The organism is Pseudomonas lactucae (genome assembly GCF_016937615.1).
Taxonomy (GTDB): domain Bacteria; phylum Pseudomonadota; class Gammaproteobacteria; order Pseudomonadales; family Pseudomonadaceae; genus Aquipseudomonas; species Aquipseudomonas lactucae.
In genome coordinates this window covers 1-538 of record NZ_JAFHKI010000255.1, presented here as the reverse complement: position 1 = coordinate 538, position 538 = coordinate 1, and the positions used below count along the sequence as shown (strand labels likewise).

The following is a 538-nucleotide window of genomic DNA, read 5'->3' as shown; positions in this document are numbered from 1 at the left end:
CACGCCGCCCACCACGTCCCACCACGGGCTGATCGCATGCCCCCACAGGGCCTGGGCTTCGGCGCTGTCGGTACGCCCGGCACTGCGCTCGCCTTCGCTGCGCAGCCACAGCCGGTCGACGTCACCGCCGATCCAACCCTTGACGTCCCAATTCAACGCACCACTGCCTTCACCGCTCTGCCATTCCAACTGATTGAGCAGCAGCATCGAATGCACGGCGCTGTCATGCACCAGGTGCCCGCCCGGTTCGTTGTACACCGCCGCACGGTCGGCGTCGGTCAACGTGGGGATCGGTGTGCGGCTTTCGGTCAACGCCGGAACTGCGGGGCTCATTCCCTGGAATTCTTCCTCGGCAGTCGCCAGCGGACTGAACACCAGCGCCATGCAAACCGCTAAAACACGATGACTCATACTCGCCTCCTCATTCATGCACGCGCACTTCGCGGAACATGCCCATTTCCATGTGGTACAGCAGGTGGCAGTGATAGGCCCACCGTCCCAGGGCATCGGCGCTCACGCGGTAGCTGCGGCGGGAGCC

At 64.7% G+C, this 538-nt stretch carries 2 protein-coding genes; both read right to left on the bottom strand.

Annotated elements, in window-relative coordinates; genetic code table 11:
• On the bottom strand, positions 1-411 hold a 411-nt coding region (locus JWR98_RS29090; RefSeq protein ID WP_205491885.1), incomplete at its 3' end, for a copper resistance protein B.
• 10 nt (positions 412-421) lie between these two features.
• On the bottom strand, positions 422-538 hold a 117-nt coding region (locus JWR98_RS29085; RefSeq protein ID WP_205491886.1), incomplete at its 5' end, for a multicopper oxidase domain-containing protein.